Genomic DNA, 5,379 nt, shown 5'->3' with positions numbered 1-5,379 from the left:
GGGGACCCTGTGGGAGAGTAGGACGCCGCCGAACAATCATTGTGGGAAAGCCCCGCACCAACCCTTACGGGTTCGGTGCGGGGCTTTTCTGCGTTCACGGACCAATCGAATCGAGGGGCCGGCCCAGCGACAGCCGGGCCGTGACGGGATCCAGTACATCGACAGGCAGGGCGCCCTGCTCCGTAATGGCTCTGTACGTAGGGGGCGATGTGCACCCACACTCTCGGCCGAAAGAAGCGGCCCAGCACTTCAGCCGTTGAGCGGGGCCTGGTGGTTGGGCGTGGAGGTAGTGCTGGACACTTCGTTGTCGTGGAGATCGTGGAGGGTGAGCTGCGGCGCCTTCGGGCCGGGCTCGGAGCTGACAGTCGTGGAGTGCGGGACTTTTTCGTGCGGGTCCGCTTCACCGCTGACGACGCGGCACGGGTCATCGGTGCGGCGCGTGATGTTCTGGCTTCTGTGATCGAACAGGTCGGCACCTGGCCCGAGTTCGAGCGATGGCCCGAACTGTTGCCGGCGTGGTTCGTGCAGCGATGTGAGCCCGAGACCGTTCCCGACCCGTCGTTCGACGCCGTGGCGTGGCAGCGCTGGTGGCACGGGCTGACTTCCCAGCAGAAGGCAGCGGAGTCTGAGGGGCCGTGGATGCTCTCGGATTGGCTCTCCTTCTTCGATCCGACCGAGGAGGGGCGTGGCAACGATCGCAGTTGGTGGTGGTGGGACTCGGGAGTGAGTGAACCGGGCAGCGGGTGGGTCGAAGTCGTCACCACGGGCTGGCCGTGCGAGACCGGGTCCCTGGCCTGGCTCATCGAGCCGAGCGGCGGTTCGGATCTCAGCTACGGGCCGTAATGCACAGTCCTGGCGAGCGCTGTCTTCGGTCGCGGCCGTCCCGCGCCCGGGCGGGATGGCGACGGCGCCAGTGCTCCAGGGGTCGGCCTGCATGACGGGCCGCGGCGGACTTGGTGCTCGCCCTGGGCGACAGGCACGGCGGCCAACGCCATAACCGTGCTGCCGGTGAACTGGCCTACCGTTGGCGTCACTTGTCCCGGCCGGTGCCAGTGACGATCCTGGCGAAGGCTGCGGCTCGATGAGACGTACGGTCCGCCCGCGGCGTGGCCGCGTGGGCCCGCGGTTGCCGCGTAGACGACGACCTGGGAGTTCTCGTGCCTGCCTGCTGTGCCGACGTACTGGCGTTGGACGCCGACGGTGCGGGTGGCCCTTCTTGTACTGCTTGGTCGTCGACGAGGTGCTCGACGGCGCAGTCAGATCCCTGACTGTCGACGCGGTCGGCACGTGCCGGACAACCGGTCGGCATGCCAATGTCCTCGACACGACCCAGCGGGAGGGCTGGGACTTCCTGACGGAGATGGACCCCCACTTCTCCGTTGCGTTTCCCGGCGAGGACAACAGCGGGATCTTGGTGAGAGTCTTCGAGGCGGAGGATGGAATCCTCGCGCTCATGGAGGTGCCGAACGGGGGCGGTTCGGTGGACATCACCTTCGACCTTCCCTGAGCCCAGCCCCCGAAGGGCAGCATCCGACTTTGTCGCCCTGCCACCGGCTCCGGCATGTCGCCCCCCGCTGATCTTTCAGAACGAAGTTCGCAGGCAGCGAAGGCATATGAGGCTGAGAGCCAGTTGCCCAGTCCGGAACCATGAGCGACGCCGCGTCGTGCGATCAACGGCTGATGCCGCGCTTCTGCAGGAGGCGGCGGTACTTGTCGGGGGCCTAGCCCCGCCGGTTCCCGCGGTCAACGTCACGGCGAGGGGCGTCCGTGCCGGTCGACGATCAAGTGGCGCTTGGAGTTGGGGCGGCCGTGGTCGACGGGCGAGGGGCCTATGTGATCCCCCCCTTTGGGGGCCCGGATGTGTGACCCGTCCACGGAGCAGTCATCCGGGTCCAGCAGCCCCGCGCGGCGAAGCTCGGCCAGCAAGGCGGCATGCGGGCGCGGCCAGACACCGGCCTCGGTCCAGTCCCGCGGCCGGCACCAGGCCGTCACAGCGGAGCAGCCCACCGTCTCCGCGGGAACACGCAGCCGCCCGGGATAGCGGCGGCGCCGTTCAGGAGCGGGGGGCAACAGCGGGGCCACCCGCTCCCACAGGTCGTCAGGAACACACGATCAGCACGCACCCCAGACACCCTGCCGACCAAGATCATCGAGCGGACGACCCACGACTCAACTCATTCTGAAACGATCAGCTAGGCGCCGGTCGTACCGTCGAGCAGCTCGCGCAGGATGTCCAGGTGGCCGTTGTGGCGGGCTGTCTCCTCGGTCAGGTGGAGGAGGATCCAGCGCAGGTCGACGTGGAGGCCGTCGCGGACAGCCCGCTTGGCCCGGGTGTCCAGGCTGTTCCCGGCGACCAGTTCGCGGTAGCGGGCGCTCTGGTCGGTGTATTCGTCGACCAGCTGCGGGAGCGGGAAGTCGACGGCGATACGCATCTCGCGGTCGGGGTCCTCTTCGGTCCAGGGACCGAGGTCCTCCTCGCCAAGGAAGACCACCTGGAACCAGTAGTACTCGACCCAGCGGAGGTGGTTGATCACTCCGCTCATGGTCATCAAGGGCGAGCCCGGCAGCAGAGCGGTCCGGGCGTGTGCCGCGGAGACGCCTTGGCACTTGGCGCGGGCGGTTTCGCGTGCGTAGTCGAGGAAGGTGGTGAGCTGAGTGCGGTCGTCCCATGCGGGAGGTGTGTCGTCTATGCGAGTCATCGCACTCAGCATCCCTGCTGATGGCGACGGATGTCGAGGTAGTTGATGTCTTCGTCGAGGGGCCCGACCCCCTGCACCGGCTTCCCGCCTTGGTGGCCGATGCAGCGTCCCGATAGGCGCGGCCCGCCCGGCATGATCCTCGCCGGACAAGTCCTGGCGGCCCTGGTCGGCAGCGGCCGCCAGGCGCGTGCGCGGGCCGACGTCGACCGCTTGGTGCGTCGGGTGGATCGCTGCTCAGCTGACCGTGGTTTCCTTCCGCCTGGTCCTGGTTCGCCTGGTCCATGCCGGTGATACCGCGTCGGTCGCCGCACCGATGATCCGCTCCCCGGGTCGAACCGATTTGCCGTGGCACTGTTCGCGGTCGGCGGCCAGATCGTCATTCTTCTGTTCCGGCTGACCTTCACTGCCTCGAATGCCGGCTGGATACGGGATCGAAGGCCTTCACCGCAGGCCCAAGGGGTCGACCGCTGGTGGTGTTGCAGACGGGGCTTTCGTCGGCGAACTAACAGAGCGCAGGGCGGGTGCCCCGCCACCGGCGGATGCGCGTCGGCAGCTGCTCGAAGCGTCCCTACGGCCAGCCGTGCGGCGGCTTCTTGCCGGACTGGATGATCCGGCTGGAGTCGACGCAGAGGAGGCGGGCCTGGACGGCCGGCGGGAGCTCCTCGTCCGAGTCGCGGCTGCGGTCGACGGTCGAGGCGTCAGCCTCGGCGGGCGTTCGAACCACTCCATCCACGCCTCTAGGGGCCTGTTTCGAAAGTGCGGTGATCTGCGAACATGATGCGATGAATCATGTTCGGCAGATGGTCAGTTCTGGCTCGCCGCTCGAACCCCACATAGGGTTTTCCCGGGCAGTCCGCAAAGGGGCGCACATCGCGGTTGCGGGGACTGCTCCCATCGGGGACGACGGGGCGACCGTGGGGCGAGGCGACGTCTATGCTCAGACTGTCAGGTGTCTGGACATCGCAGACGCCGCGCTGAAGGCAACGGGGGCGTCGCTGGGGGACGTCGTGCGGACCCGCATCATGCTCACCGATGTGACTCGGTGGAAAGAAGCCGCGCGAGCGCACGGAGAGCGGTTCGCGTCGGTCCGTCCAGCCTGCACCTTCGTCGAGGTCTCACGCTTCATCGAACCCGACTGGCTCGTTGAAGTGGAGCTTGACGCCATTCTCGACTGACGTCCGGAAGCGCCGGTCACAGCCACTCGTTGATAGCCGCGACCAGCACTGTGGCTTTGTAGCGGACGGCGAGCTTCTCGTACCTGGTGGCCACCGCGCGATGGCGCTTGAGGCGCTTGATCCCGCACTCCACCGTGTGGCACTCCTCCCCTGTTCGCGCGGGTGCGCGGTCGTCCCGGACCGAGCCGGGGAACGTGGATGCGGCCCAGGACCAACTGGAACTGTGCGGAGTCACCGCGCGGTCCGGCGCTCCGAATCTGCCGCTTAGGGGCGCGATCGACGATCTCCCGCAGCGTGGTGGAATTCGTGAGCGGCTTGCCCGTTTCCGCCTCTGCCTCGATGTACTCGGAGAAGAGGCCTTTGTGGCGGGGAGAGGCAGGCCCCGGCTGGTGGGGTGTCGCATGCTCGCGTTGCAGGCCTCGTAGCGGGTGATGCCGTTGTCACGGTGTAGCTTGCACGCCTGCTCGGTGGTGAGCTGGTGCGCCGGCAGCCCCGGCACCACTCGGCGTGGGCGGGGGCGAGTTGAAGGGCTCCCGGGCACTCGACCAGGTGACCCCGTGTTGTGTGGTCGAGGTCGACGGGCTGGGCCCGGACCGTGTGGAGCCGGCCCGCGCTCTCGCTCTGGGTGCAGACCTCGCGTAGTGGGGAGCGGCGACGGGGGCGGGCGGCTGCTCGGCACGTGTGCAGAATTTCGCCGGCAGGGGCCACGGGGCGCACCTTAGGCTCCCGTCATGCCGCAGCTCGAACGCCTCCACCGTGACCACGCGCCCGCACTGCTCAGGTTCGAGCGGCGGAACAGGGCCTACTTCGCCGCCTCCGTGCCCGACCGGGGTGACGACTACTTCGCGCACTTCGACGACCGGCTCGGCGAGCTCCTGGCGGAGCAGGAGGCCGGGCTGCATTTCTTCCACGTACTCGTCGATGAGCACGGCGAGGTCCAAGGCCGGGTCAACCTGATCGACGTGGCGAACGGCTCGGCCGAACTCGGGTACCGGATCGCGGAGGCCGCAGCTGGCAGGGGCCTGGCGACGGCCGCGGTCCGGGAGGTCTGTGCGCTCGCCGGGACCCAGTACGGACTGGGCGCCCTCCGAGCCGTCACCACCTTGGACAACGCCGGTTCGCTCACCGTCCTGGCCCGCGCCGGGTTCCGGCCCACGGGCGAGGAGTTCCAGTTGGACGGTCGGCCGGGCCTGCGACTCGCTGCGGATCTGGGCTCGTCGAGGACCATGGCCGGGGTGCAGGAGTAGCTCCCGCCCCTCGTTTTGACACCCCCAGGGCAGGGTTGTAGAGTCAAACGGTTGCCTCGAACTGGTCAAGTTCGGCAACCACCACTCCACGGGATTCATTTCGGTGGAGTGCCCTCGATTCTTCATTCGGAAACGTCGAAGCCGGGAAATCCGGTGGAGAACTTCTGATAGAGTCGGAATCGCCGGAAAGGGAAAACGCGAAAGCGAAGAACCTGGAAAGCACCGAGGAAGTCGGACACGAAAGAGTCTGATAGAGTC

7 protein-coding genes and 2 pseudogenes are annotated in these 5,379 nt (G+C 67.7%); 4 read left to right on the top strand and 5 right to left on the bottom strand.

Annotated features, from left to right (window positions below; translation table 11 throughout):
• The first annotated feature begins 309 nt into the window (after positions 1 to 309).
• On the top strand, positions 310 to 843 hold the full coding sequence (locus ACIOD1_RS34995; RefSeq protein WP_365630605.1) for a hypothetical protein: 534 nt from the start codon (positions 310 to 312) through the stop codon (positions 841 to 843).
• 257 nt (positions 844 to 1,100) lie between these two features.
• Here the strand turns inward: ACIOD1_RS34995 and ACIOD1_RS34990 are convergent.
• Positions 1,101 to 1,285 (bottom strand): annotated as a pseudogene (locus ACIOD1_RS34990) (IS701 family transposase); the annotation flags it as partial.
• Between ACIOD1_RS34990 and ACIOD1_RS34985 the strand changes: the two are divergent.
• Positions 1,226 to 1,507 carry a hypothetical protein gene (locus tag ACIOD1_RS34985; protein WP_365630602.1) on the top strand — a complete coding sequence of 94 codons (282 nt, stop codon included), beginning with the start codon at positions 1,226 to 1,228 and terminating at the stop codon, positions 1,505 to 1,507. The pseudogene ACIOD1_RS34990 and the gene ACIOD1_RS34985 sit on opposite strands and share 60 nt — an antisense overlap.
• 65 nt (positions 1,508 to 1,572) lie before the next feature.
• Here ACIOD1_RS34985 and ACIOD1_RS34980 read toward each other — a convergent pair.
• From ACIOD1_RS34980 to ACIOD1_RS34970, 3 genes and pseudogenes are all read right to left on the bottom strand, one after another.
• Positions 1,573 to 2,094, bottom strand: a pseudogene (locus ACIOD1_RS34980) (IS5/IS1182 family transposase); the annotation flags it as partial.
• Positions 2,095 to 2,192: 98 nt separating this feature from the next.
• On the bottom strand, positions 2,193 to 2,699 hold the full coding sequence (locus ACIOD1_RS34975) for a DinB family protein (RefSeq protein WP_401907200.1): 507 nt from the start codon (positions 2,697 to 2,699) through the stop codon (positions 2,193 to 2,195).
• Positions 2,700 to 3,267: 568 nt separating this feature from the next.
• A complete protein-coding gene (locus ACIOD1_RS34970; RefSeq protein ID WP_365630597.1) occupies positions 3,268 to 3,423 on the bottom strand; it encodes a hypothetical protein in 156 nt (51 codons plus the stop codon).
• A gap of 76 nt (positions 3,424 to 3,499) precedes the next feature.
• On the opposite strand from ACIOD1_RS34970, the gene ACIOD1_RS34965 reads away from it, so the two are divergent.
• The gene (locus tag ACIOD1_RS34965) at positions 3,500 to 3,874 is read left to right on the top strand and encodes a RidA family protein (protein WP_365630594.1); all 375 of its coding nucleotides are present in this window, start codon (positions 3,500 to 3,502) and stop codon (positions 3,872 to 3,874) included.
• 16 nt (positions 3,875 to 3,890) lie between these two features.
• Here the strand turns inward: ACIOD1_RS34965 and ACIOD1_RS34960 are convergent, their stop codons facing one another.
• Complete coding sequence (locus tag ACIOD1_RS34960) at positions 3,891 to 4,109, bottom strand: hypothetical protein (RefSeq protein WP_401907198.1); 219 nt, start codon at positions 4,107 to 4,109, stop codon at positions 3,891 to 3,893.
• A gap of 496 nt (positions 4,110 to 4,605) precedes the next feature.
• Between ACIOD1_RS34960 and ACIOD1_RS34955 the strand changes: the two genes are divergently transcribed.
• Entirely contained in the window at positions 4,606 to 5,121 is a 516-nt protein-coding gene (locus tag ACIOD1_RS34955) for a GNAT family N-acetyltransferase (protein ID WP_365630591.1), read from the top strand.
• Positions 5,122 to 5,379: the final 258 nt, after the last annotated feature.

The organism is Streptomyces sp. NPDC088097 (assembly GCF_044741845.1).
In the GTDB taxonomy this organism is placed as follows: Bacteria; Actinomycetota; Actinomycetes; order Streptomycetales; family Streptomycetaceae; genus Streptomyces.
Note: the sequence above shows the minus strand (reverse complement) of the source record. Positions and strands in the feature narration are given on the sequence as shown.

Bases quoted from the DNA above. Each gene is read 5' to 3' on its own strand.
- ACIOD1_RS34975 (WP_401907200.1), bottom strand. From the start codon at position 2,699: ATGACTCGCATAGACGACACACCTCCCGCATGGGACGACCGCACTCAG.
- ACIOD1_RS34965 (WP_365630594.1), top strand. From the start codon at position 3,500: ATGGTCAGTTCTGGCTCGCCGCTCGAACCCCACATAGGGTTTTCCCGG.
- ACIOD1_RS34955 (WP_365630591.1), top strand. From the start codon at position 4,606: ATGCCGCAGCTCGAACGCCTCCACCGTGACCACGCGCCCGCACTGCTC.